The following is a 23,052-nucleotide window of genomic DNA, read 5'->3' on the forward strand; positions in this document are numbered from 1 at the left end:
AATGGCATGGCCGCGGGACCAAGCAACGACGAAATCATGGCTGCGATCAACGAGTCCGGCTATCTCATGGAGCAGGAGGTGGCGACCCGGCTCGAGCAGCGCGGACTCCACGTGCGCACCAATGTCGCCTTCGAGGACCCTGACGAGAGCAAGTCGCGCGAAATCGACGTCGTCGCAGTGAGGCGCACCTCCTTCGACGAGGCGGCCAAGCTTTCCGCTTATGTCGAGCTCCTGGTTGAATGCAAGAACAGCGCGAACCCCTTCGTGTTCATCGCCCGGCCCAAGAACGCAGCGGACCGCCACCATTCCCCCGAGGAGTTCCTATTTCCCTACCGCTACGAGATGAAGCAAGACCTCGGGCCCGGAAAAGGCATGACCCGGCAGGTCAAAGCCTTCCACCATCTCGGCTTCGATCAAGTGTTCAAGGCGCACGTTCGCCCCTGGAAGGCGGTGCAGTTCTGCCGGATCGACCGCAAGGGCAGTGGCTGGCACGCCAATCATGGCGGCCTCTACGATGCAATCTTCTATCCGATGGCAAAGGCTCTAAATGCGCGGCGCAATGAAGTGCCGAAGGCTTCGCGCCCGGACGAGTGGCGCTACACTTGGCTATTCTTCCCGTTAGTCGTGACCTCGGGCGATCTGTTCCTCATTGACGCCACGGCGGAACAGCCCTCCCCGGTCGGTGTCGACCACGTCTCGTTCCAGCGCGAGCTCAAATCCGGCAAACTGTCAGGATCGTACATGGTGACGTTCGTGCGGCAGCAGGCCTTAGAAAGCTTCCTCGCCGATGTTGTCGATCCCCTCGCGGCCTTGTCCGCCGATCTAATCGAGCAGCGCCAGGACTTCCTGAAGACGACCACGCTGCCCTGGGCCGATTGACCTGCGATGCCTCTAATCTCGCTCATCCGCTTCAACGCGATCGCCGCCTATGCTCCCCACAGTGTCCGGCGGATCTTGGCCAAGCACTTCGATGAACCGATGACCGCTAGCAGGGTGTAGCAATCGACCGCCGAATGGCCGCTATGTTGGCGCGAGCCGACACCGATGCCGGAATCCGGGAACGTCAGCTTTCCTAAAATTGTTGCTCCGAAGCCGACCGTCGCGAAGGTCCCATTATGCATTCACCCGCTCTCATTTAAAGCCCTTAACCTGCGCCAAAGAGGCGGCAATCCTGATCGTCGTGCCATTTCGCGGGACGCTGCAACACGCCCAACCCACTGACCCCGGCTCCGAATACACCAGAGGCTGCTGTATAAAGTCCAGCTCAGATATCGGTGCTAAGACAAAGGCCTCGTTCCCACAGCCAGGCTTCTATCTCGGCAAAAGTGAGCTTGCCCGAATTGCCTACATTCATTATTTTACCGCGCGTCAACTTTGCAACCCGCTCCGGAAGTAGCCGGTCGCGCTCGGCAGGGTCCGCTTCCGGCTCGATGACTAAATGTCGTAGCACGTTATTCGCCCGGCCTGACAATGCGGCACGGTTGGTTTGAATAGCTTCCTCCCGGGCACGCAACTCCTCACGTGACATGACATCGCGCACCCGGCCGATGCTGATCCCAAATGCTGCGGCAATTTCGCGCTGTTTCATGCCTTTGGCTTTCATGGCAATCATACGCTTTCCGCGCTCCTCTGCATCGCTTGGCTTCTGTCTGGGTTGACGCATCGCAGGGCGTTTTACCTCAATTACGCGAACACCGTCCCAGAAGCGGATGGTGTGCAATGACGCAGATCTGATCGCATCCATTGCCCATGTTTTCGCAGCGTCAACATCTGGCACATCGACCAGCCTCATTGATGGCTAGCCATCGTCGGAAACCAGATAGAATGCAAACGCAGGCACAAGTTCGTCCTTTGGAAAGACCATGATTTTCAGATAAAATCATTCCGTCGGCAAGATTGCAATTGCACCGCCGTACGGCGCAAAAATACGCCGACACCAGCAAGGAACAGCAGCATATTTGCCGAAACATTCGCCCGACAATGTTTCATCTGATATTGAAAGGGCTGGACACGCAAACCTCATTCGCACGATTTAGGCGGGACGTCCGTGCGCTTTTCTCGCTGCTGTCGCTCTTGATCAAGTTCACGCGCGATCTGACGGCCCAGGAGGCGCGCAAGTCGTAGGATGGCGGCATCCGCTTCGGTAGAAAGACGGGGAGGCGCATCTCGATTGGGCCGCTTCTTCTTCATCGCGGCCGTGTCCAGGATTTGAAGTGTGCCCAGTTGTTAGAACCGTAGAACAAAGCTCGATGGAGGGCAGGAGGAAAGGAGGGGGCAAGATGATTGCGGTGGCTATGGGCGATCGGTCCACGGTGATCAGGGCGGATCGGTTTCCAGTCGGATGCACCTGTGCTATTTTCCCAGATAGAAAGGCTCTGCAGATGCAGGATTTTGATCACGTCGAACAGATAGATGAGGCAGGCTCGCCATCGCCGCGCGCTGCCGATTGGTTTTGGCGGCCATGGTACGCGAAGCTCTACTGGGTAACGGCTCTGCTGTACTGGATTGGCCTTGAAATCATGATAGCCATCCCCTATCACCGAATTAATACGTCCGTGGCCAACACCATGGTGTTGCTCATCCTCGTCTTCAATCCCATCACGGTCGTAGCGGTTCTCGGCTATGGATTTTTGAAAGCCAAGGTTGCTTGCGGAGAATGGGTGATCGTGCCGGGGTCGGTACCGCAAAGGCCAGTCATGGACCCTTACTCTGATCCCTCCGATCCTCGCTCCGGACTCCGTCATCTCCGCCATGTTGGCGTGATCAAAGACTGACATCATTGATCCCGCCGTTCTTTGAAGGTGGGATCGCCGTCGGCCAATCCATCGTCGCGATCGAAAAGTAGCCGTCCGGTTCTGAGGATAGAGGACTGCTCCATCGATGTGATAGGACCAGTGACATCGACTGTGCCACGTCCAGCGTCTGCTTCTCTTAGATATCTGTTCCGAAGCCCGTCACGACCAAGCACGCGCTCACTGATTTCTCGGGCAAAAGTCTCCTCCGGTCGACCAGAACGAGCAGCCGTTTTCTCGGCTGAAGCAATCGCTTCCCGAACATCGTAATTCACCGTATCAATCGACGACTGAGCGATAACCGCCGCAATGCCTCTATCGGAAATGTCAGCGCTCACTCTGCCGCTCAACGAGCCTGTAGCGCTGCCTTTGCCACTGCCTTTTTCTGCGCCGCCTCTACCACCCGTGCCAACTCCCCTGGATGCTGAAGCTGTGAGATCGCCCGAGATGCTCTGGCTATCCGCTGTCGAATGCTCTGCTGACCGCGATAGAGAGCGTTGCCACCCGGTCTGCACCATGATCGCGGTGACATCACGCTCCAGCGTATCGGCGACCTGCGGTTTCAGCCGCCAGTCACCCCGCCGATCCATCTCGAACCCGCCGCGCAACCAGTTGGCCATGGCGGCCTGGCCTTGCGCACCGCTGCCCAGGAAATGCTCGATCGTATCTGGTCCTGCCTGTTTGCCGGCTTCGAACCGCGTACTCGTGTCGTTGCGCGCAGACTGGCTGAACCCTGTACTGCTGGAGACGAGCAGATCATTATGCGCAAAACTGAACCGCGCATGCCCACCATTAGCGATCGCGCCAAGCTGGCTTTCGTTGATAAGCCCGCCCCGCCACATCTGCGCGGCCAGTTCCGGCGTCAGATTGAGGCCGACATCGCCATTCTGGTCCATGGCGATCTGGCGCTTCGACAGTTCCACGCCATGCTCGCGCAGCATTGCCTGGGTGCGGGTTAGCCGTTCCTTGTCGACGATGCCGGTCAGTCGCTCGTTGCGTGCGCGATCGGCGATGCCTTCCGCACCGCCTTCAGCCATATCGACCTGGTTTCCGGCAGTGCCCGCCAGCGTGCGAATGAAAGAATCCAGATGCGCGGCTTCGCGGACCGACACGCCAGCGGCAGCAGCGCCTTGTGCAAAGCCGGCATTGTCCGCCTGGCGCCGCTGCTCACCGATCTGGGCCGAGCTGCGCACGCCATCAGGACCGATCTCGCGCTGGGCATCAAGCTTGCCCGACCGCTCGGCAAAATCATAACCGGCGGCCTCGCGCGTGCGGCCATAGACATTTGTGCCCTCGCGCGCGGCTTGCGCTGTTGCTCCGTCGGCAGTGCCGACCTGAACAGCGGCGTTGTAGCTTTCCAGCGCGCGCAGCATCTGCGCCTCGTTGCGCCCGGTCGAGCGCGACAACTGGCTGATCGCGCTCGATCGCGCTTCGCCGGATAGCGCATTGATGAACCCGATGCGCCGGCTTGTCTCGGTGACCGAGAGACCCAGTATCCCTGCGGCCTCGCGCTGCCCCTGATTATGCCCGGTGCGATGGGCCTGTTCCGTCGCGACATTGCCGCGTTCGACCGCTGCAACCCTGTCGCCGGCGTAGTCCCGACGTCCCTCCATCGCGCCAACTTGCGTCTGCGCGGCAGTCAGATCATTGCGGAGCATCTGTTCCTGATCGAAGGCGTTGGCCGTGATTTTGGCGAAGGTTGGATCAGCACCGGCCTGGGCGATCACGGTCGAGGCCTTGAGCGCTGCATCCTTTGTATTATAGCCGCTGCGCTCAAATTGCCGCTGCGCCCCCGACTGCATCATCTCATAGGCTTGGCTGTCGCCGAACGCCTTCCACTGCACCATATTCTGCGCGAAAGCGGCAAAAGCGCGTTCGCCGCCCTGGCCTTCGCCGAAGTAGCTCGTGCCAAGCTTGCGAAGTGCGTCCCCTTGCGCAAAATTGTGGATGGCAGAGGTCGCTGCATTGGCCCGGATGGCGCTGGCCGTGGCAGGATCGTTCAAATCCCGCCCGACCAGGGCAGGGGAAAGCGCGCCCAGTTCCCGCGCGGCATCGGCCCGACCCAGCCCGAACGCCGCCGTTCCGGTCGCGCCGCCACCATGTTCGCCCAGCACCGTCCCGGCTGACGCAAAAGCGCGATCGAGCCCAAAGCTGCTGCGTTCGCCAAAATCGCCGAACCCCGACGAGGTGGAGCGCCGCGCCATCGTGCCACCGGCCGATGCCTGCGCTTCGAGCGCAGAGGCATAGCCCTCGCTGGTCCCGATGGTTGCCGCCGCCATGCTGCCCTGACCCTGGACGCCGAGCATGCCCGACGTGAACGCGGTGAACATATTGCCAGAGAAGCGGAACACGGTGAACACGAACGCGCCCGCCAGGCCCGCCGCTGCGGTTCGGAACGAGCCGAAGATGGCGAGCGCCTTCATCGCTGCCGACGGCGCGAGAATCCAGCTATCGGCCGCGACATTGGTCGCGCGCAATTCGGCCAGCACATCCAGCGCCCGGCCAAGGGTGAGCTGGTAAATGCCCGCATCGATCACGCCCCAGAGCGCGACGAACACGAACAGGCCCAGCGCGAAGCTTGCGACCCGCAGGTTGATCGGCGTCAGGATGAACAGCAGCGCGATCGGCATCATCATGAGCATGATCGCGAAAACCGAAGCCCGGATGGTCGGCATCCACTCATTGGCAGTGGAAAGCGTGGCAAGTCCATTGGACTCGATCGCCCGGTTCGCCATTACCCGCGCCGTGGCTGCAGGCGAATCTTCGAACAACACATCGCCGACCGTCTGACCGAGCAGGATGTTGATGAGGAATGTCTGCCGGCTCATCGATTGACCCAGCATCATGTCGCCCAGCGCATCGATCTGCTGGCGGCAGCGATCGCGCTGGCTGGTCTGGTTCACATCGAATCCGGTGCGGGCGCAGACCTGGTCGCTATAAGCGTCGAACGCTGTGGCATCCGACAGACGGTCGGCAATATGGTCCCAGGCTGCATCGCAGCTCATCGTCGTCCCGCCCTTGTCGCTCGCCGTGAAAACGGTCGAGAAGGTCGCAGGGCCAGCCATCGCCGCAAAGGAAGCAGGCAGGTCAGTCGAGGTCCGGAACAGCTGATCGTCATCGACGCCATAGGCCGGCGAGACACGCGCGACCGGATAGCATTGCCGCACATAATCCTTCACCGTTGCATCAAGGAAGGTATCGACGATCGGGCTGCGCGGCGAGACTGCGTTGAGGAACAGGTCGAACGCATGGCCACCTGCGCCAAATTCCAGCTTGGCATTGGGATCAGTGGTATTGTCGTCGATGGTTTCAGCCAGCGCCCGTTCCATAAGGTTGGTGACGCCTGCGACCAGCACGATGAGATTGGGGACGCCGCCAACTGGCTGATAGGCGTTGCGCACCCGGTCATAGATGTGAACCGTGCCGGTTGTGGCGATCATCCCTGCAAACAGGCCGATACCGACCAGCATCTGGAAGCCGAAGGCAACCAAGCCCATGCCCGAACCCCGAATGCTGGCGATGACCGCGCCGAACGCGATGCCGACCACCGCGACAATCAAAACCAATGTTTCATAGCGCGGATCACCGAAGATCATCGCCACCAGGTGAAACGCATCGACGGTTTCGGAAAAGCCGTCCCAAGTGTGATAGCTGGCATCGATCGCCAGCGCGGGCGTGGCGCTCAGCAAGCCGAACAGGACGCATGCCAGGCGGATGAGATGACGCATGGCTCGCCTCACCGGTTGCGATTGGCGTTGGCGCCAGCGGCGTCACGCGCATCACGGTCGCGCTGGCGCACCACCCCGGCATAATTTGCCGAGAGGTTCGCCTGGTTCATGGCCGCGATGTAGGACTGGCGCATCTGCGCGCGCTGGCGCAACACTTCGTCGCGCAGTTCGCTTAGCTGCTCGATGCCCTTGGTCAGGATGCGGGTCTGGCAGATGTTGGTGTTGTCCGCGTCAGCCGCGCCCGCCGTTGTCACGCCGCGCTCGGCATTCTGGAGCGCAAAGTCGATAGAGCGGGTCAAATCATTGAGCATCTGATAGGCGAGGGTGAGGGCGACCAGCTCGTCGGTGTCGGCGATCACGCTGTCGGTCAGGCCCTGCCGCACGCCCCATTCGAGCAGCCGATAGACCGGGAGGGTCCGCACATTGGCGACGAACTGCTTTTCTTCAGTGGTCAGCGCGGCGCGGGTACGGATCTTGGTGGCCACCGATTCCATCCTTTCGCGCGCCAGCAACAACGCGCCGCGCCCGGCGCCGTTCACCGAACAATCCGAAGCGGTCGCGGGAATGCTGAGCGCACGAGTGGGGACGCGTCCGGTCAGGAAATCATCGGCGCTATCGCTATCCTGGCGCGGACAGGCGGGGATGGCCGAGAAGAGCGGCACCTTGTCCTTATCATCCCAGCGCATATAGACGTCGCCCACCCGTGCGCGCATCACGCCCGCCCAGTCGGACGCGCCGACGCGCGCGGCAGCATGGCCAAGCAGCGAGCCGGTCTTGAAGATGTCGGTGACCTCGGCCGGGCAATTGGCGAGCGCGTCCTTGAGATCCTCTGTCGGATTACCCTTATTGGCCTGGATCTTCTCGCGGCTCTGTTGCCAGCTATTGGCATAGCCTGCGCGGATCGACTTGTAGCCGGTCATCTCCTCGACGATCCCCGACATATTATCATCGCCTTTGGCAATCTGAACCATGCGATTGGCGAGGCGGCAGTCGTTCACCTGGATGGAATTGAGATAATTGGTCGCTGCCTCCATTTTCGAGATGATGTTACCCATTTTCTCGTCGAGGGTTTCGAGCAGATACTGGAAAGCGACGGCCGGCGCTGCCTGCAGGATCGTCTCCAGTTTCTGGACCAGATAGTCGGGGTCGAGAAACGACATGCCCCCTAAAAACATGTCGATGCCCCCACAGCCCGCCTTCACCTTGGGAAGCGTCAAGCTCATGAGATAGTCGTCATGGACATCGACGCGGCCCGACATGCCGCCCGCGGTCACATAGCCGCGGGTCTGGTCCTCGAAGCTGCCTGGCGAGCTATAGGTGACATTATCGAACCAGCTTTCAGCCCAGCCTTGGGCATAGGCAGGGGCCGCCTGGCCGCATGACGCGACGAGGATGGAGAGTGCGAGGGTCAGACGATATGGATGACGTCCCATGGCAGAATTCCTGATGAAAATGGACATGTGACGCCGCCCCGCCATGATCAGCGTCGCTTTGGGTTAGGGGAGGTCAGCGCCCTCACGCCGACGATCCCGGTGAATTTCGACATGGCGCGCACGCCCACCGCTGCCCGGGCTCCGGTCAGCATGCGGGCGGCAAGCCAGGCGTTGCGCGCGATATTGGCGCTATGGTCGGTGCCGATCGCGATCGGCACCATGCGGTGCGGGTCGCTAAGCGGGCGCACCCATGCGACGGGGTTTCCGACCCAGGGAAGGCCGAGACGTCCCGATCGCAGCATCGCTTCCTCTTGCCCCAGCGTCCGGACCTGCCAACCATAGCGGGTGCGGAAAGCGGAAAGCTTGGTCCACAGATCGCCGCATGGCAGGCAGCCGGGCGATGTGCTCATCTCGATAGTGTAGAGCGACGCTTGGCCACGCAGCAGGATCTCGAAATCGGCAGGAAAGTCGCGCGTCAGCGGCACGCGGGCCAGCCAGAGACGCATGTCTGCGGCTGTCGAAACCGGATGAATGGCGGCTCGCCTGGCAAGGCCGCGATCCGTCGGCTGCGCAGCGGCTGTTGCGGGCGTCTGCACCCATGTGGTCAGCAAAAGAGCCCAGGCGAACAGGGCTTGGCCAAGGCGCGTCACGGCCTTGGCCCCTGGGCATCGAGGAGGTCGCCGCCGATCACCCGCGGATCGGTCGCGGAGACGGGTCCATTGGCGAGCGCATCGAAGAAACCGTCTTCCTCGCCGGCTCCCGTTAGCCATTGTTCGGGCCGGATGTCGCCGCGCAGCAGCCGGACCGCCTGATAGGCCATCTGGGCGAGATTGGGATAAGTCTCGACGCCTGCTGCGATTACCATGCGCTGGGCGCTGTTCCGGCGAATGACCATGGTGGTCGGCGTTACCTCGACCCCGAAGCGCTGGCCGAGTTCGGGTTTGCGGTCGAGATCCATGAGGCTGACCTGCCAGCCCATATCCTCCTGGAACCGCTGGACGATCGGCCATTGCACCTTGCAGTAGCCGCAGGAGTCCCGTGCGAACATGACCAGCGCAAATTCCCCGGCATGCGCGCGCAGATATTGGCGGCGGACATGGTCCTTATGTGCGCCCAGCTGATCGCGGGCCTCGCCAACCATTGGATTGGCAGCCCGGGCATTGAGCTGCGGATAAGTGAGCATCGCAAGCTGGGTCACGCCGGCAAAGGCGCGCGCCTTGCGCCGGGCAAAATCCTGCAGCCGCCAGAAGTCGGCGACCGCATCGATAGTGAGAATAGTGGCGGCATAGTCGCGCTGCTGTTCGATCAGCTTGGCGATCCGGGGCGGTGCCCATTTGGCCAGTTCAACCATCGGCGGTATGACGGGTTTTGGGATGACATCATCGGCCGCTTCTTCCGCAGCGCTGGCCTTTGGGGTTTCATACCACCAATAGCCGCGTGTTCCGCGATCTCCCGGGCCTGGAGGCGCGGGCTGCGCACCCGCAATATCGTCGGGCAGCAGCAGCAGGGCACCCAGAGCGAGGAGGCGCTTCACAGCACCTTCTCCATGCGGATGAGCCGCGCAATGGAGACCGGACCATAATAGCGGCTGTCATATCCGTCGGGATGGCGCGAGCCGACGAAGATCATGCCATCGGGAATATGCGGACTTTCCGGTCGCCAATGGTCAAGCGCCTTGCCGCTGCGTGATAAGGGTTTGGCGACGCCCATCAGCCTGCCATTGCAATAGTACCACCCGGTCCAACCGCGGCCCAGGGTGGCAGGCTTTTCAACCATCACGATCCGGTCGCCTGGCAAGCACAGCGCATATTTGGTGACATTCACTGGCTCGGGGCCGGCAAGCGGATCGGACAAAAGGAACGAGACGAGGTCACCGCGCCTGACGGGCCCTGGCGAGCGGTGCACGACCCAGGCATCGATGGAGGGCGTCATGACCAATGTGATCTGCGGCATCGCCCACCAGGCAAAGAGACCAATCGGCAGCACAATCCCATAGGCCTTGAAAAGCTGACCCGGACGGGGCGGCTGCCCAAGACCAGCAGCACCCAGCGCCACGGCTGCGCGCAGCGGCAGATCCTTGAGTTCGCGCCAGACCCGGTTACTGGCGCGCCATGTGAGCAAGAGCATCCTGCACCTCCGCCTTGCCGCCAAGGCGGCCATATTCATCGAGAAGCCCGGTCAGGGCAGCATCGCCCAGCACGAGATGCGCTGCGCGCGGGCTCGCCTCGTCGCGCTCGCAATAGGGCCGGGTCGGATCGCCCGGGATCATCGCCAGCGCCGGCACCTGGCTGACGCGATGCTGCCGAAAAATCAGTGGATCGACGATCAGCTGCACGTCGCGCATGGCGCAGGCGGGACCTTCGCAGCCCGGATCGCGGCGCAGTATCGCGGCCGACAGTTGCGCCATCGGTCCAACCTGCCGCATCCCGCCCGGCATGCCGCGAAAAGCCATGACACCCCTGGCCCGTTCGAGCTGCCCTGCATAAGTGCGCAGTGTTTCGACCGGCATGGAGGAGGACACGAACAGTAGCGGGACCCACTGGTTCGCGCTGCTGCCGGAAACAACGCCAGCCAACGCCGCTTCTTCGGGCTGTTCAAGACCCAGGGCCTGCGCGATACGCCGACTGGCGGTGTCCCGTTCGATGGCGAGGGCTTTGCGCGTCGCCGCGACGTCTGCCTTGACGCGATCCGCCATTGCAGGATCCTGCTTGCGCCTGTTGATCCCCTCGAAGGCGCGGCGCTCCGCGCCAGCGTCGGCTTTTGAGGGCAGAGCGGGCGAGGCTTTCGTTGAAGCCTTGGCCTTGGCGGCAGCCCGCTTCACGCGCTCCATAGCCGCGTCACCCTGATCCTGGATGCGCGTACGCGCATTTGCGCTCGTCGGCTGTTCGGCCACAGCCTGCGGTTCACTTGCTCGCACCGATGCGGGATAGAGCGCGAGAGCCGCCAGAAGCAGGGCGCGGCTAGTTGCGGATCGTCTGCATATGGGCATCGATCTTGTCCTTCATCTCGATCTGGATTTCGGATTGGGCGCGCGCCTCGATTTCCGTATAATATTCGGAGAGGTCCATTTTGCTGAAATCGAGCGCCTGGAATTCTTGCGGGCTAAAGCCCCGGCAATAGGGTTGCTTCGCCGTGCCCCAGCCAATCGCGGCAAAGGCCTTCAACTGCGGGCGGCCCTGTTCCTGGATGATACGGCCAAGCTTGGTGTTGAAGCAGCAATGGCCCCGGGCCTTCTGCACGCAGATGCCAAGGATGCTCGACGAACAATAGCTGCCGATCTCATGGCACATGCCCGAACCGCGCAGCATGCCCACTTCCATATCCTGCTGGTCGCAGCCCTGGAGCAGGAGATCGATCATGAAATTGACCGCAAGACTGATCGCGATCGATGTGGGATCGATGCCGACGATGATCGCGTTGGCACCGGCACTCGCTGCCTGGCTTGCGGTCGCGCCTGCCTTGAAGGCCGTATACGCGGCTTTCATGCCGGTGAAGACGCCCTTGGCGACCGCGATCTTCGTCGTGATCGACGAGATCGAACCGCCCATGCCGTCCTTCACGATCTTGCCCTTGTCCTTGCAGCAATTCTGGAAGGTGGTGCTGAGCCCGGCAGGACGACAGCGCGCCGCGCGGCCGGAAAAAATCTCGATCGTGCCAAGGCAATTGCCATCGGCATCGACGGGGCCGTCGGCCGCAACGCCGGGATCATCCACCACTGGCTCCTCAATGATGGGATTGGCGCTGGTGTCGATACAAGCGTTGGCCGAGCAGCTTGGCGCGCCGCCGCTGGCCGGCACAGCGCAGGTATATTGCTCGCCGATCGGGCACCGCAGCGTTCCCGCTCCATCCGCCTCACACTGCGTTTCGCCGATGGGGCACATCCATCCGCCCGCGCCGGTCAGATGGCAGCTTGCCGTTTCGCCGTCGTCCGCCGCATCGCCATTGCCGTTAAGATCGACAGCGCAAAGCTGCTGAGCGCTTGCGGTGCCGGGAAATAAGGAAACAGCGCTGACGAGGAGGATCAGCCCCAAGGGAAAGGTGCGCCGCCATCTCATCGCACGGCACTCGTGCAGACCATGTCGCCGCCGCCCAGACGCACGGTCTGCATCATCACCACCGCTTCGGGAAAATCATCGATGCAGCCACAGCCCTGCACCAGTTCCTCACCCGTGCCCGCAGGGCAGACACCATTGTCCTGGCAGGCGTGATAAAAATAATCCCAGCTCATGGGATCACTTTGTCTGGAACCAGTCACGCCATCGGGGGCTGCGGCTATATTGACCTGCGCCTTGCGGGTCTTGCAGATGGGCTCGCACGCATTGACGCTGCCGGACACGGGCAAGGAAAAATTGCGGGTTGTCAGGCTATGGCTGCCATCGGCATTCTTGACCCGATCAGCGAGCAAAGTCTCGGTCGAATGATCGATGATATAGGCGCTACGGGAAAGATCAGGCTGTGGAACCGCGCCGCTATCGACCGTGCAGGCATAGCTGCGCTGGCGCTCGAAGAAGGCGCGGCTGATCGTGGTCGCGCAGGCGCCCGTGCCGATCAACCGCGTCTGGGGCAGGGGGGTGAGCCCGGTCTTGACGCCGTTGCGATAGGTGATGACGCCATCGACATCTTCATCATCGAGACGACAGGCATCATTGGCCGCATAGCCCGAACAGCTGTCGACAAGCTGCTCGCTCGTCTTGCAGCCGGCGTCCACCTTCGCTTCGATCGCCGCATAGGCTTCGCCGCCATCGGCGACCGCGACCCGCAACCAGATATCATGATCGCCTTGCGTCAGCCTGGAGGTGAGATCGAGACCAGGATCGACATAGAAGGCGCTCTTCTTCTCGCATTTGCCCGGCGGCAGTCCCGATCCGGTCCAGACTTCCGGGCCTGAGCCAACCAGTTCGCCATCGATCCTGATCTGCGCCCAGTCGTCCCCGCCAAAGCGGGTCAGAAGTAGTTGCTGAAGCCTTGCGGCGTCCTTGACCCGCAATGTCATATGAAAATCGATAAGAGTGCAGGATCCGCCAGACAGGCTATTGTCGATGGGTGAACCCATGACGAACGTACGGCTGCTTGGATTTGCAGCATAGGTTGCGTAGCCGCCCGCCACGCGATCGATGATCATCTCGGCGGTCATCTCTTCCTGGGCGATCTGCCGGATGATGGTGCAACTTCGGCGCACCTGCGACGTGCCGGTTCCGGTCGAAGACTGGACAAGCGCCTGGAAAATGCTGCTCGTTCGCGCGGCGCCATAGGCGTCGCCCGCCATGGCGCCGGGATTGGCCTTGTATGCCGTGGCGCCAACCTGCGGTTGCGCCGTGCAGGATGTGGTCTGCGCACCGGTGTAGCGGATGAGCGGGCCATCGATGGACGCCTGCGCGATGCCGATACGCGGATCGGCCGTGGTGAGCGCGCCGACAACGCCGCCGCCCAGATCCTTGAGGATCGATGCCATATTGCCCCAGACCAGATTGCTGCCGCAGCTATTGTTGACGCAGTAACAACCGGCCAGATCGGTCAGCTCGACCTGCGAAAGCTTCAACGATCCGGACGCCGAAGCGTCCCAGCGGAAGAAGCGGCACGCGTCCCAACTGCCCGGCGCGCAGGAGATGATCCCATTGGCGCAAATCCCGGAAGTGGGGACCGGAACGGTCAGTCCCTCATCGAAACGCCCGTCGAGATCGCTGTCGCGCGAGATGCTGAGCGTGTCGATATCGCCGGTGGCGCTGGGCTGGGCGAGCAGTTCGAGCAGCGTCGCGCTTTTCTGGCAGGCAAGATTGGGGGTGAAGGTCTTTTTGGTGTCGACCGTGGTGATGGGCTGTCCCGCCAGACCCGGCGTCACATAATTGCCAAGCAGCGCGTCGCTGTCAGCGCTCTTTTCCCGCGCGGCGGCCGCCGCAGCGCGGGCGCGGTCCTGCGCGGTCTGCGCATGGAGCGGGACAGGCAGGCTGAGCGCTGCGACAAGGACGAGGGTAGCTGGCCTCATGGCCGCGTCTCGCGCAGAGCGATCTGCCGCGACCCACGCCGCAGCCGGAACAGAAATATAGCTGGAACAGGGTCGGCAAGCTCTGCCCGGAATACAGCCTGGCCTTCAAAAACGGTCAGCGTGGCCACGACCACATGCGGCGAAGAGGGGCGCGCCGTATGATCGTCTGTATATGTGGCTACGCCGACCGTCCGACCGGTGCCGCAGGGGGGATGCGACACCGGCCTGACCGCATGGGGAACGCCTGGCTCGGTGGAATGACGGGCAGACCATCGGCTGATGCCAGGCGAGGGCATGCGGATCGGGAAAGGCGACCTGTTCATGGCGTCGAAACCCCGGCGCAGCAGATCGTCTTTTCAAACAGCATGAACTGGGCATTGTCCTTGCCCGGCGCATGTTTGGCACTGGTCCACAGCGCGCCTGGCCGCCCGACATTGACGCACTGGCCACCTTTTACCGGTTCCATCAGCTGGAACTTGTAGCGGCTCTTGGTCCAGACCGGCTGCGGGATGAACGAGCAGCCGTCTGCTGAACTGACGGTAAGCGCGCCAAGCCGCCCCATCATGAAGACGCCGCGCGCGGCGAGCCCCGCCCAGGCCTCGACGCTGTCGCCAAAATGGATGTCGCCAGCGATCGGATAGGTCGCGCCCCAGGACCCCATGCACCAGAAGAGCGGATCGACGACCTTGCCTGCTGCGGCAGCAGCGCTGTCGGCCATGCAGGCAAGGCCGGCGGCCGGATTGCCGAACAGGATTGCCTCGGGCTGGATGATCGCGCCCAAAGTCGCCGACTGCCAGGTCGGCAGCACTTCGGTGATCAGCGCGACGTCGAAGCCATCATCCTCGATGCAGGGCAGGTCGGTGAACATGTCGAGCATCTTCCAGACCGGCGCGATATAATAGTGCATCTGCGCGAACATCTTGCGCGTGTTGGTGCCGTCGGAAAGGCTGGTCTGGCTGCCTTGCAGCCTGCCACCGGTCGGCATGATGTCAGCGCCCAGCGCCATCATGCAGCCAGGCTCGGTCACCACGTCGACCATGCGATTGGGCGACCAGAAGCTGACCTTGACGCCGAACCAGAATGTCACGCCTTTGCGGCACGCGCATAAAGGCTTGGAGGCCGATTGTGCGTCGAGCGCCTTGCCGAGCGGATCGCTCGGACCCACCTTTACCCCGCCGATGGTGATTGGGAAAATGCAGTTCCAGCGCACCTTGGTGATCGGGTTGAATATCGTGCCCGCCTCGCATTTGGAGGCATGGGCGGGGGACGCGATCGCCAAGGCCGCAAAGGCCGACCCGCGCGTCATGATTCTTCGGATCGCGAGCATCTTCATCTCGCAACGCTCCGCTGGCTTGGGGGTATGACGACCTCGGTCAGCACCAGCTTTTGCCCCGCCTGCGCGACGATCGCCGGCGCGACCGTCAGGCCAAGCCGTGCCTTCACGCGCTCCTCGAGCAGAAACAGTGCCCGGCCGTGTCGCTCGCCAAGCGTGATCACATCGGCATCCGTATCTCCAGCCTGGGAAAGACCACCGGCGGCAAGAAGGATGAAATCGGCGGACCTTGCGGTGCGCAACGCCCAGGTCAGATCGCTGGGGTGTACGACGATCAGCCGCTGAGGCAGTGACACAAAGGCAAGCGGGTTGAAGCTATAGCCTTTGGCGTAAAGCAGCTTTCCGCCCGGCAGCCGGATATCCTGATCGAGGGTATAGAAAGGCACGACCGTTCGGCGGCGATTGGCGCGGGCGATGCCGAGCGCGGCAGGCTTCATCGCCGACCAGCGCTCACGCGGGCCAAAGGCGGTTTTTATGTCGGGAACATGCGCGGCGCGGCTTTCGATCTCGCTCAGCGCATCGGGCTCGGCGATCGGCCAGCTGCGCCCGATAATGCTGGTCGCGGCCGTGACGGGCGGCTGCGTCATTAGCCCGGTCATCAGCGCCAAGGGCGCTATTACTCGTAGGGCATGACGAGGGTGGCCTGGGCCCGTGGTTCTAGCGATCACGACGCCGTCTCCAATATGGCGCACGGTTCTCGCGCCCCTCGCCGATAGCGGCGCTGATCAGCGCCGCTATCGCAATGGCCGCTATGATCGCGCCCAGAATGCGGAAGACCGCGGGCACGGTCGGCAATTGCCAGGCGATGCAGGTTTGCACGAGCGCAAGGCCCTGGCTGCCGATAAGCAGACGGATGGGTCCTGGCGCGGGCGTGGCCGAGAAGATGCCGTTCATAACCGCCTCCACCGCTGGGTGACGGCATGAACGCGCTCGGCGATTGCATCCCAGGGAATAAGGATCAGACCCGTAGAGCCCGCGCCCATTCCGGCGCAGATGCCAATGAACAAGCCTTCGGCAAGCGGCGCCTGGAAGAGCCACGCTGCGGCAAATGCGCAAAACGCGGCATTGGCGATGCCGCCGGTCACCAGCAGGGCGTAGCTCATCCGTGCAAAACGGCGTTCCGCCTGGATGACCGTGACGATCGCCTGCGCGACCGCGTCGATACCAAGCGCCGGGTTGCTCACGCTGCGCGCATAGGCAAGGAGCCCATGGACATCGTCTCCGACGTCGAGGCCAAGATCGAAGCCATTGCTGCGATCGGCCTTCATCGCGCCCTCCATTGCCGCAAGCGTGAGAAGACCATCCCGCATGCGCCCGACAGGCCGATCAGCAGCATGCCGCTCGCACAGCAGGCGGCAGCCACCAGGATGCCCGCCCGTATGGCCTGGAGCGGCGGCTGACCGAGCGCTACACCTGCCACGATGACGAGACTGCCCATCATGCAGGTTTCGATGGCCACCAACCGCAGTCGCCACTGGAAGGCGGCGGCCTCGGCGCGACGGACGACACGCGCTTCGATCATCGCTTCGATTGCCGGGTCATTTTCCCAGTCGAGCGCCAGCTGATCGGGATGGGTTGCAGGCTTGTGCGTCATGCCGCCCTCCCGCCCTGGCGAGTATTTCCGCCCAGTATTTGGGCCGGATCGACACCGGCCAGTTCGCACACCGCCTCCAGCGGATTGCGACCGGCCCGCACCAGCGCTTCGAAGGCGGCAACCTCGTTGGGCGCTGAAGTATTGATCCAGTAGCTGAAGGGGTCGACCACCAGTCGCGCGATGCCGAGGCCCAATGGACTGTCGATGAACACTTCGGAATAATTGGGCTTGGCGTTCCGGACCGATTTCAGCAGATCGAGGACGAAGCCTGAATAGTCGAGGATCTTGTTATCCACCGCCTTGTCGTAGGTGGAACCCTGGAGCAGGAATTTGGTCGCGGCATTTTCCAGGATCACCTGTCCTGTGCCGCCAAAGAGCATGAGGTCGTTCATGCTTTGGAGCACGATGCCAAAGCTCCCCTGATATTTGCGCGCGCGGCGATAGCCTTGGCCAAACGCCTCGGCGAGACGGGAGAGATCCTGCCCGTCGCTGCGGGTCATGAACTGCGCGGCCTCGTCGCACAGCACGAAGCGGGGCTTGTCGCGCGCCGAGAGATAGAGTTCCTGCGTGACCGCGTTCACCACTACCATCACGATTACGTTGAAGAGGTCGGGCAGCGCCTTCAGGCGTTCGAGCTCCAGCACCACAAATTCATCGCGCGAGATGTCGAGTGTCGAAGGACCGTTGAAGAAATGGCCATAGGCGCCCTGCGACCCGAAATCGCGCAGGTTGAACGCCAGTTCGCGCGCGACCGGTACCAGATGGTCGACCCGGTCGAGGTCGGAGGCGGCATTGTCGGGATAGCGGCCGAGCCAAGCGCGCACCGCGTCGATGCCGTCTTCGCCGCGCCCGCTGTCGACGGTCCACTGAACAGCGGATTTGAGCAGGTTCCATTCCGATGTGGTGACGGGCTTGCGGGTCGAGGCATTCGCCATTTCCGCGACGATCGCGACCGCCATGGCGATCGCCGATTGCTTGTCTTCGCCATCGAGCGCCAGCCCCATGTCGAAAGGGTTGAGCACCAGGCGCTCCTCGCCGATGTCGATATAACGGCCAGAGCAAAGCGTGCAGAGCTTGCGGTAGCTGCCACCGATATCGATGATGCGGATGAGCGCGCCCTGCGCATAATATTGCTGGCACAAATTATTGAGCAGGAAGCTTTTGCCTGCGCCGCTTTCGGCCGAGACGATGAAATTATAATTGTTGATGCGCGGGTCGAAGAGATCGAGCGTGATGAGCTGGCCCTTGCGTCCGACATAGAGCAGGGCCGGGCGGCCGCCGCCGCGAAAATCGGTCTGGACCGGCGCCATGAGGCTGGCGGCCTTCACGGCCATGCGAAAATCGCGTTCCAGCAGTTTGATTGTCTGCTTTTCGGGATAAAGCCCGAAGGGCAGGCTGGCAGCGAGCAGCACGGGCAGCAGATAGCTTTCTTCCTGCACCATGAAAGGCAGGGGTTCTGATTCCCACAAGCGCTTGGCGCGTGCCGCCATCTCACGCGCCTGGGCGCTGTCGCGGCCGAATACCCACATGGTAGGGATCACCGAGACGAAGCGGCTGTTCGACGCTTCATCCAAGATCCAGCCAATCTCCTCGATCTGCTTGCCGACCTCGACTGCAAAACTGCCCGCGGCCTTTTGCGCCGAGAGGATCTGCGCGCGCTTGTGGATTTCGAACTGCGAATGATCGAACAGGACCGAGAGGCAATAGAGGAATGGCCCACCAATCTGGTCGCTGTCCTCGGCAGAGCCGCGCATCCCGCCCATGAGACGGTTGGCGCGCTCGGCGGTGATCCGGCGCGCAGGCGCCTTGGGCGTGAGGCAGCGCGCCACCTGGTTACCCAGAAATACTTCCGGGCCTTCGAAGCAGAGGTCAGGCCCAGCCTCGATAATCTGCCGCGCGATCGACGGGGCGGGCATGCCGCCCATGCTTTCGCTGAGGAATACCCCCGGTGCGGGCGCGAAGACGCCATTGAAGATCCGGCGATAGAAGCTGACCAGTTCGTCGGGCGGTAGCCGCCGGATACCCATCTTCGCCAGTTGCTCCTCGACCTGGCGGCGCAGATCAGCGCCGAGCTTCACCCGTGTCTTGATCGCGAGGAACAACCGGAAGTCACGTACCGGGATGGCATGGAGTGCATCCAGGCCCCTCGTGCCGCCGCGCAGATAGTCGGCCGTACGCCGGGCCGAGGCCTGGACCAGCGGGTCTGGTCTGACCTTCATATCGAGATAGGCATCAAGCGCAGGATCGATCAGCGGATCGGCAAAGGTGATGAGCTGGAGGACCGTGCCTTCGGGGAAATGGATATTGAGCAGCCCGAGCAACGCCTGTTGTACATGGGCGAACATATAGGCGGACGGAACAAGCTCCCAGGCCTGGCCCCAGCCATCGTCGATGCAGAGGAAAGCTTCCTCCTCTTCGACCCAGGCGACCATCGGCAGGAAATCCGAATAGGCGTCGCGGGTCACGGCGGCGCGCAGGCGCTGATAGCTCAGACCCTTGTGGCCGGGCCGCGCGCTCATGGCCGTTTCTCCGGATGGATGGTAAGCGGCATGGCCTCTTGCGTCGGCGCGTCTGTGCTGCCTGGTTCGGGCTCGCGCATCGTGCGCAGCACCGGTGGCGCAGGCGTTCGCCCGCCCGGTTCCACCAGATAGTCGCCCACGACCCAGGCGGGCCGGTCGAGGATCGAGTAAATATAGCGCGCCATATAGAGCCGGTCGGGGCGCTGCCTGTCGGCATAGGGAAGGATCAATGTCCGGATCGTGCGCGCAGGCCGCAGCATCGGCGATCCGGGAGCCTCGATCAGCGCGCCGACATGGCCCTGGCCAGGTTGCGCCATAGCCGGGGGTGTCGCCATAGCCCTGGCGGGGCCCAAATCTCTGCCGCGGGCTTGCTTCTGGTGCGGAGCGAGCAGCTTGCGATCATGGGTGACGGCAGGATCGGATCTGGAGGCGCGGCCTGCAACCGCATCGGCATAGGCTTGGCCCGGATGAATGCACTGGCCATGGTCGTTATTCTTGCACGAGAATTTCTCGCTATAGGGCGACATCACCGATCCGATAGTCGCGCAGCCGGGCAGCGCGAGAAGGGGCAGCAGGAGGAGGCAGGGTCGGAGCATCTTCATGGCTTTGTCTCCCATGGGCGCGGACATCAGAATTTGGCTCCCGCGCCGGGTTTGATTTCGAGGGTGGCGCCCTCCTGGATCACCACGACCACATCCTTGGCTGCGCCCACCTCGACGATGGGACCAGCCTGGCGGGCGAGATCGAGATAGAAGTCGGTGAGCTTGTCCGAGGATTTGGAGAGCCCACCGGCAATGCCCGTCCTGGCCGCGTCGCCGGCATCGAGCGTGCGCACCGTTCCCAGCGCCGAGGTCGAGGTGTTGCCGAACGTGCTTTCGACCGATTGCGAGATACCGCTGATGGTCCCGGCGATGAAGGCGCGCGCCAGCGTCGCCCCGGCGCGCGTCACCACCTTGCCCGACAGACCCTTCTTGCCGTCGGTATCGACGAAGAAGCCCTTGACCGGCTGATCGACGATCGAATGCTCGTCGAAATCCACACAGGACAGCGATACGAGCTGGACCTCGACCCGCTCCTTGGCAAGACTCCCGGTGGCGTTGCCGACCACGAAGCAGCCGGCAAGGTTCGCCTTCACCTCATTGGGCAGGACGGCAGGCGCCTGTACCCGGGCGATGATCGGTTCAGGATTACTGGTCGCGTCCCGGCTCGCCAGGGCGTCGATCCCGGTCAGGAGCCGCGCCTTCATGAAACCAGGCGGCAAATAGATCGTCCGATTCTTTTTTTTCGACGATGCGGCATTGTCGGTCGCGCCCTGGGCCACGACCTGACCGGTCGCCGAGCCGATTGCGCCGACCGTCTTTTCGACCGGAGGCGCAGGCGGGGCAGGCGGCGCAACAGGCCCGGTGGGCGGCGCAGGCAGCCTGTCTGCATCTGCGCTGATATCGCCGGTCTCGGGCGGGTAGGGCAGGGCTGGAACGCTGTCCGGCAGGGCGGGGGGCAGGTCGCCATAAAGGGTCTGGCCGCCTGGAGCCGCTGTGCCGCCAGGCAGCACCTTGCCTTCCTCGATCGCGCTGACCCGGTCGCCCAGCAATTGCTGGCCATCAAGGACCTTCTTCAAATCCCCGCGCAGTTTGACTTCAAGACTGTCGCCGCGCAGCCCCGCGCCCATGTTGAGCGATGCGGCGGGATCGGTGGGCTTGACGTCCTCCTTGCTGCCCGATGCCGCGTAGAGCCCGATCCCGAGCGCGCCGATGGCGACGCCGACGGCGAGCTGGCGCGCGCGCAGTTTTTGCCGCGCTGACATTATGGCCCATTGCGCCTTGAGGTCGAGCAAGGGGGGAGACGGACGGCGTAAGGCCTCATCCTTTGGCCCGCCGCTCTGGGCAGCGAGATGGGCCTGATAGGGCGACAGGCCTTCCGGCGTCTCCGCTGCGTCTTTGCTCTTGTCGCCGCTCATTGTCCGCCTCCCCGGCGCACCACGACAAGTCGGGCCGTTTCGCCCGCATCGAGGCGGACCCTGTCCAACGTGACTGAAAAAATGCCTGCCCCAAGGGCCGGATCGACGAGCTGGCGCTCATCCAGCGTCACCGCCGCCGTGGTTCGCACATGATATTGCGAGGCCGAGAGACCTGCCCCCTCGACGGCGATACGGCGTTGTTCGGTTATCGAGAGGCCCGGCAGCGCCGCAATGCCGACCGCGTCACCCGACGGCGCGACCTCGCTGAACGAGGCAGGGATGCGATCGTCCAGCAGGGCCATGGTGATGGAAACGGCGCGATCTTCATCGGCCAGCGCGGCCATCAAGGCGCTATTGGCCTGGGCACGCTGCCGCGCGCCGGGCACAAGTATCACCGTCTGCGCGGGAATTTCCGCCGGTTCAGCATAGAGCGGGTAGGTCGCGCCGTTGCAGTGAACAAAGAACTCGGAAGGCTGCGTCACATAGCTGCGCGTCACTTGCCCTGCATCGTCAATCTCGCGGGCGAGGAACTTGATCCAGGCGTCCGATCCGCCTTTCTCGACGGCAAGACCTTTCTCGGCCGAGAATTTGATATCCTCGATCTCGCCGCCCTCGCACACGACATGGTTGATGTCGCGGTTGGAGAGACGGATCCGACTGGTCTGATCGGGCAGCGCATGGAGCGTCTGACCTGAGGCCGGGATCGCCAGCAGCATGAACCCGGTTAGAGCGGCGCACGCTCCTATGCGCTGATTAGCGTGTTTCGACATCGAACTGCTCCTCGGAAAGACGCGTCAGCCAGAAACGGCCATTTTCAATGCCGTAGCCGATGCGTAAAATGCCCCGGAATTTGCGGATTACGCCGCCGATGACACGGACCTTCTCGACCGGGACGACGATCTCATGGGCGGTCCAGCGGACCGGCTGATCGTTGCGGATATAGGTGGCGATCGACAGCGTAGGGTTGTTCGCCAGTTCGTCGAGCATGGCGTTGAGGCTGTCGCGCATCGCGCCATAGGCGGACGGGTGAACGAGCCCCAACAGCTCCTGGAACTGCCGGTCGGCCGAGTAAGCCGACCAGGTGCCCGACAGCGCGACGATGTTGCGCGTCATGGCGACGATATAGGCTTCGGATGGCGTATTACCCGAGACATGAAGATCGCCTGTGGCGCCAAAGGGGACAATCACGGTCCGGGCATTCTGGTTGGTCGTGTAGATGACCACGCCCAGCACGGCGGTGACGCCGAACATGCCCGCAATGGCAACCTTGAGCAGGCGGTTTTCCTCGAACAGGTTGGCCGAGCCCTGCAGATAGCGATGGATGCCGTAGCTGGCCGGTTTGCCCAGTAGCGGATCCTCCTTTGTCTTTTTGTGCCCGAACATGCCCATGGCGCTCACTCGAAGAAGCGGGTCTGGGTAGGACCCGGATAATAAGGAAAGGAAACAAGACCCCAGCGCCAGGCGAGATGGGGGAGATAGCCCCTGGGCTTGGTCCGCTTCCACGGGATGAAAAGGAGAAGGGCAGCGATGAGCGCCCAGCCGACAAGTCCGCCCACGATCGCGGCCACGAAAATGCTCGAGGTCGCGAGCAGAAACTCGTCAGATCCAAACCAAAGGATCTGGACGGGCCGATGCAGATATTGCGGAAGGCGTTCGTCCATCTGCCCTTCTCCTCTTGGCTTCATGATACCTTCAAAGGTATCATCCTCCAGG

The 23,052-nt window shown here is 62.7% G+C and carries 23 protein-coding genes; 3 read left to right on the top strand and 20 right to left on the bottom strand.

Features of this window, described 5'->3' with window-relative positions; genetic code table 11:
- The first annotated feature begins 36 nt into the window (after positions 1-36).
- Positions 37-879 carry a hypothetical protein gene (locus tag CEQ44_RS03540; RefSeq protein ID WP_144036352.1) on the top strand — a complete coding sequence of 281 codons (843 nt, stop codon included), beginning with the start codon at positions 37-39 and terminating at the stop codon, positions 877-879.
- 385 nt (positions 880-1,264) lie between these two features.
- Here CEQ44_RS03540 and CEQ44_RS03550 read toward each other — a convergent pair whose 3' ends face one another.
- Positions 1,265-1,792, bottom strand: a complete 528-nt coding sequence (locus CEQ44_RS03550) for a hypothetical protein (RefSeq protein ID WP_088189756.1) — start codon at positions 1,790-1,792, stop codon at positions 1,265-1,267.
- A gap of 110 nt (positions 1,793-1,902) precedes the next feature.
- On the opposite strand from CEQ44_RS03550, the gene CEQ44_RS24225 reads away from it, so the two are divergent.
- Together CEQ44_RS24225 and CEQ44_RS03555 are read left to right on the top strand one after the other, a co-directional pair.
- Positions 1,903-2,124 carry a hypothetical protein gene (locus CEQ44_RS24225; protein WP_176414523.1) on the top strand — a complete coding sequence of 74 codons (222 nt, stop codon included), beginning with the start codon at positions 1,903-1,905 and terminating at the stop codon, positions 2,122-2,124.
- Positions 2,125-2,279: 155 nt separating this feature from the next.
- Complete coding sequence (locus CEQ44_RS03555) at positions 2,280-2,774, top strand: hypothetical protein (RefSeq protein WP_254913890.1); 495 nt, start codon at positions 2,280-2,282, stop codon at positions 2,772-2,774.
- Between the two features lie 2 nt (positions 2,775-2,776).
- Here the strand turns inward: CEQ44_RS03555 and CEQ44_RS03560 are convergent, their stop codons facing one another.
- From CEQ44_RS03560 to CEQ44_RS03655, 19 genes are all read right to left on the bottom strand, one after another.
- On the bottom strand, positions 2,777-6,520 hold the full coding sequence (locus tag CEQ44_RS03560; protein WP_088189757.1) for a conjugal transfer protein TraG N-terminal domain-containing protein: 3,744 nt from the start codon (positions 6,518-6,520) through the stop codon (positions 2,777-2,779).
- Between the two features lie 8 nt (positions 6,521-6,528).
- The gene (locus tag CEQ44_RS03565) at positions 6,529-7,953 is read right to left on the bottom strand and encodes a conjugal transfer protein TraH (RefSeq protein WP_088189758.1); all 1,425 of its coding nucleotides are present in this window, start codon (positions 7,951-7,953) and stop codon (positions 6,529-6,531) included.
- A 47-nt stretch (positions 7,954-8,000) separates the two neighbouring features.
- Positions 8,001-8,603 carry a hypothetical protein gene (locus CEQ44_RS03570; RefSeq protein WP_088189759.1) on the bottom strand — a complete coding sequence of 201 codons (603 nt, stop codon included), beginning with the start codon at positions 8,601-8,603 and terminating at the stop codon, positions 8,001-8,003.
- Positions 8,600-9,487, bottom strand: a complete 888-nt coding sequence (locus CEQ44_RS03575) for a conjugal transfer protein TraF (RefSeq protein ID WP_088189760.1) — start codon at positions 9,485-9,487, stop codon at positions 8,600-8,602. Before CEQ44_RS03575 ends, CEQ44_RS03570 begins: the two co-directional genes overlap by 4 nt.
- Entirely contained in the window at positions 9,484-10,080 is a 597-nt protein-coding gene (locus CEQ44_RS03580) for a S26 family signal peptidase (RefSeq protein ID WP_088189761.1), read from the bottom strand. Before CEQ44_RS03580 ends, CEQ44_RS03575 begins: the two co-directional genes overlap by 4 nt.
- Positions 10,052-10,942 (bottom strand): type-F conjugative transfer system pilin assembly protein TrbC, encoded by an 891-nt coding sequence (locus CEQ44_RS03585; protein WP_254913888.1) that lies wholly within the window; start codon positions 10,940-10,942, stop codon positions 10,052-10,054. The genes CEQ44_RS03580 and CEQ44_RS03585 overlap by 29 nt, the downstream gene beginning before the upstream one ends.
- Positions 10,914-12,008 (bottom strand): conjugal transfer protein TraN, encoded by a 1,095-nt coding sequence (gene traN / locus CEQ44_RS03590; protein ID WP_088189763.1) that lies wholly within the window; start codon positions 12,006-12,008, stop codon positions 10,914-10,916. Before traN ends, CEQ44_RS03585 begins: the two co-directional genes overlap by 29 nt.
- Positions 12,005-13,936 carry a hypothetical protein gene (locus tag CEQ44_RS03595; protein ID WP_088189764.1) on the bottom strand — a complete coding sequence of 644 codons (1,932 nt, stop codon included), beginning with the start codon at positions 13,934-13,936 and terminating at the stop codon, positions 12,005-12,007. Before CEQ44_RS03595 ends, traN begins: the two co-directional genes overlap by 4 nt.
- 319 nt (positions 13,937-14,255) lie before the next feature.
- Complete coding sequence (locus tag CEQ44_RS03605) at positions 14,256-15,269, bottom strand: TraU family protein (RefSeq protein WP_088189766.1); 1,014 nt, start codon at positions 15,267-15,269, stop codon at positions 14,256-14,258.
- Positions 15,266-15,868, bottom strand: coding sequence for a conjugal transfer protein TraW (locus CEQ44_RS03610; protein WP_088189825.1), 603 nt, complete (start codon positions 15,866-15,868; stop codon positions 15,266-15,268). The genes CEQ44_RS03605 and CEQ44_RS03610 overlap by 4 nt, the downstream gene beginning before the upstream one ends.
- Positions 15,869-15,926: 58 nt before the next feature.
- Entirely contained in the window at positions 15,927-16,163 is a 237-nt protein-coding gene (locus CEQ44_RS03615; protein ID WP_088189767.1) for a hypothetical protein, read from the bottom strand.
- On the bottom strand, positions 16,160-16,537 hold the full coding sequence (locus CEQ44_RS03620; protein WP_140419418.1) for a hypothetical protein: 378 nt from the start codon (positions 16,535-16,537) through the stop codon (positions 16,160-16,162). Before CEQ44_RS03620 ends, CEQ44_RS03615 begins: the two co-directional genes overlap by 4 nt.
- Positions 16,534-16,863: a hypothetical protein gene (locus CEQ44_RS03625; RefSeq protein ID WP_088189769.1), complete on the bottom strand. Its 330-nt coding sequence runs from the start codon at positions 16,861-16,863 to the stop codon at positions 16,534-16,536. The genes CEQ44_RS03620 and CEQ44_RS03625 overlap by 4 nt, the downstream gene beginning before the upstream one ends.
- Positions 16,860-19,382: a TraC family protein gene (locus CEQ44_RS03630; protein WP_088189770.1), complete on the bottom strand. Its 2,523-nt coding sequence runs from the start codon at positions 19,380-19,382 to the stop codon at positions 16,860-16,862. Before CEQ44_RS03630 ends, CEQ44_RS03625 begins: the two co-directional genes overlap by 4 nt.
- Positions 19,379-19,984 carry a TraV family lipoprotein gene (locus CEQ44_RS03635; RefSeq protein WP_254913887.1) on the bottom strand — a complete coding sequence of 202 codons (606 nt, stop codon included), beginning with the start codon at positions 19,982-19,984 and terminating at the stop codon, positions 19,379-19,381. The genes CEQ44_RS03630 and CEQ44_RS03635 overlap by 4 nt, the downstream gene beginning before the upstream one ends.
- A 26-nt stretch (positions 19,985-20,010) precedes the next feature.
- The gene (locus CEQ44_RS03640; RefSeq protein WP_088189772.1) at positions 20,011-21,339 is read right to left on the bottom strand and encodes a TraB/VirB10 family protein; all 1,329 of its coding nucleotides are present in this window, start codon (positions 21,337-21,339) and stop codon (positions 20,011-20,013) included.
- Positions 21,336-22,055 carry a type-F conjugative transfer system secretin TraK gene (locus CEQ44_RS03645; protein ID WP_088189773.1) on the bottom strand — a complete coding sequence of 240 codons (720 nt, stop codon included), beginning with the start codon at positions 22,053-22,055 and terminating at the stop codon, positions 21,336-21,338. Before CEQ44_RS03645 ends, CEQ44_RS03640 begins: the two co-directional genes overlap by 4 nt.
- A gap of 37 nt (positions 22,056-22,092) precedes the next feature.
- The gene (locus CEQ44_RS03650) at positions 22,093-22,722 is read right to left on the bottom strand and encodes a TraE/TraK family type IV conjugative transfer system protein (RefSeq protein ID WP_373444015.1); all 630 of its coding nucleotides are present in this window, start codon (positions 22,720-22,722) and stop codon (positions 22,093-22,095) included.
- A gap of 11 nt (positions 22,723-22,733) precedes the next feature.
- Positions 22,734-23,000 carry a type IV conjugative transfer system protein TraL gene (locus tag CEQ44_RS03655; RefSeq protein WP_043153801.1) on the bottom strand — a complete coding sequence of 89 codons (267 nt, stop codon included), beginning with the start codon at positions 22,998-23,000 and terminating at the stop codon, positions 22,734-22,736.
- Between the last annotated feature and the right edge of the window lie 52 nt (positions 23,001-23,052).

Source organism: Sphingobium sp. Z007 (assembly GCF_900013425.1).
Taxonomy (GTDB): Bacteria; Pseudomonadota; Alphaproteobacteria; order Sphingomonadales; family Sphingomonadaceae; genus Sphingobium.

What these genes read in the sequence shown, in the direction of transcription:
- CEQ44_RS03540 (WP_144036352.1), top strand. Translation starts at nt 37, where the DNA reads ATGGCTGCGATCAACGAGTCCGGCTATCTCATGGAGCAGGAGGTGGCG.
- CEQ44_RS03550 (WP_088189756.1), bottom strand. Translation starts at nt 1,792, where the DNA reads ATGAGGCTGGTCGATGTGCCAGATGTTGACGCTGCGAAAACATGGGCA.
- CEQ44_RS03555 (WP_254913890.1), top strand. Translation starts at nt 2,280, where the DNA reads ATGATTGCGGTGGCTATGGGCGATCGGTCCACGGTGATCAGGGCGGAT.
- CEQ44_RS03560 (WP_088189757.1), bottom strand. Translation starts at nt 6,520, where the DNA reads ATGCGTCATCTCATCCGCCTGGCATGCGTCCTGTTCGGCTTGCTGAGC.
- CEQ44_RS03565 (WP_088189758.1), bottom strand. Translation starts at nt 7,953, where the DNA reads ATGGGACGTCATCCATATCGTCTGACCCTCGCACTCTCCATCCTCGTC.
- CEQ44_RS03580 (WP_088189761.1), bottom strand. Translation starts at nt 10,080, where the DNA reads ATGCTCTTGCTCACATGGCGCGCCAGTAACCGGGTCTGGCGCGAACTC.
- CEQ44_RS03585 (WP_254913888.1), bottom strand. Translation starts at nt 10,942, where the DNA reads ATGCCCATATGCAGACGATCCGCAACTAGCCGCGCCCTGCTTCTGGCG.
- traN (WP_088189763.1), bottom strand. Translation starts at nt 12,008, where the DNA reads ATGAGATGGCGGCGCACCTTTCCCTTGGGGCTGATCCTCCTCGTCAGC.
- CEQ44_RS03595 (WP_088189764.1), bottom strand. Translation starts at nt 13,936, where the DNA reads ATGAGGCCAGCTACCCTCGTCCTTGTCGCAGCGCTCAGCCTGCCTGTC.
- CEQ44_RS03605 (WP_088189766.1), bottom strand. Translation starts at nt 15,269, where the DNA reads ATGAAGATGCTCGCGATCCGAAGAATCATGACGCGCGGGTCGGCCTTT.
- CEQ44_RS03610 (WP_088189825.1), bottom strand. Translation starts at nt 15,868, where the DNA reads ATGACCGGGCTAATGACGCAGCCGCCCGTCACGGCCGCGACCAGCATT.
- CEQ44_RS03615 (WP_088189767.1), bottom strand. Translation starts at nt 16,163, where the DNA reads ATGAACGGCATCTTCTCGGCCACGCCCGCGCCAGGACCCATCCGTCTG.
- CEQ44_RS03620 (WP_140419418.1), bottom strand. Translation starts at nt 16,537, where the DNA reads ATGAAGGCCGATCGCAGCAATGGCTTCGATCTTGGCCTCGACGTCGGA.
- CEQ44_RS03625 (WP_088189769.1), bottom strand. Translation starts at nt 16,863, where the DNA reads ATGACGCACAAGCCTGCAACCCATCCCGATCAGCTGGCGCTCGACTGG.
- CEQ44_RS03630 (WP_088189770.1), bottom strand. Translation starts at nt 19,382, where the DNA reads ATGAGCGCGCGGCCCGGCCACAAGGGTCTGAGCTATCAGCGCCTGCGC.
- CEQ44_RS03635 (WP_254913887.1), bottom strand. Translation starts at nt 19,984, where the DNA reads ATGAAGATGCTCCGACCCTGCCTCCTCCTGCTGCCCCTTCTCGCGCTG.
- CEQ44_RS03640 (WP_088189772.1), bottom strand. Translation starts at nt 21,339, where the DNA reads ATGAGCGGCGACAAGAGCAAAGACGCAGCGGAGACGCCGGAAGGCCTG.
- CEQ44_RS03645 (WP_088189773.1), bottom strand. Translation starts at nt 22,055, where the DNA reads ATGCTGCTGGCGATCCCGGCCTCAGGTCAGACGCTCCATGCGCTGCCC.
- CEQ44_RS03650 (WP_373444015.1), bottom strand. Translation starts at nt 22,722, where the DNA reads ATGTTCGGGCACAAAAAGACAAAGGAGGATCCGCTACTGGGCAAACCG.
- CEQ44_RS03655 (WP_043153801.1), bottom strand. Translation starts at nt 23,000, where the DNA reads ATGGACGAACGCCTTCCGCAATATCTGCATCGGCCCGTCCAGATCCTT.